We start from the raw sequence: 705 nt of genomic DNA, 5'->3' as shown, positions 1-705 counted from the left end.
CGAATTCTTGACTAGCTAGATGACAACATGATTGAATGAAACTTTGTCGTTGCAATGGAATATTGTCGAAAAATGCTTTCTCTTGATCGGTAAAACCACCAGATTTGCCGATTCTATTACATACGAACCTCATTTCAGCAAGCGCCGCCTGGTCTTCCGCATCAATATACACATATTGTTCCAAAAACTTCATATAAAGTTTACGGGTAGCCATAAATAAAACGGTACCTAAGGTACCATTGACCAATTCATCAGTGAAATTTTTGACACACATGACTTGGGCCCCCGTTTTTAAATGAAGAACTTTATCCACCATAAGATTATTATCAAGCATACTGACGAGAAAAGGGTTTTCTGGATCTTTGGCTTGGAAAGTGTATACTTTCCCTGGTAAACTGTTTAATTTTGCTTGATTCGCCATCAGAACTTCTTTTAAAGTTGGGTACAACTGTGTTGGTTCTATTCCGTCAGTGTAGTTGATTTGTCGATCCAATTTTTGGAACGCTTCAATGGTTTCATAATTCAAGTTCCCAACACGCACATTGTTCAACATATCAATAAACTCATTATCTCCCTTTTGTCTGAAAACTTGCTTCAACACCACGGTGTTTTCGATAACCTTATTCCAACTTTTAGCCAAAAAGCAGAATTTCGGCTGACCAGAATTATCCACAGGTGGCAATTGATAGAAATCACCAGATCCCC

Annotated in this window: 1 protein-coding gene; it reads right to left on the bottom strand. The window is 38.2% G+C overall.

Going from position 1 to position 705, the window contains the following annotated elements; translation table 11 throughout:
• Nucleotides 1-705: DEAD/DEAH box helicase family protein (locus tag HMPREF9144_RS13165; RefSeq protein ID WP_003067990.1), on the bottom strand; the 705-nt coding region annotated here is incomplete at both ends.

The organism is Prevotella pallens ATCC 700821 (assembly GCF_000220255.1).
GTDB classification, from domain to species: domain Bacteria; phylum Bacteroidota; class Bacteroidia; order Bacteroidales; family Bacteroidaceae; genus Prevotella; species Prevotella pallens.
Note: the sequence above shows the minus strand (reverse complement) of the source record. Positions and strands in the feature narration are given on the sequence as shown.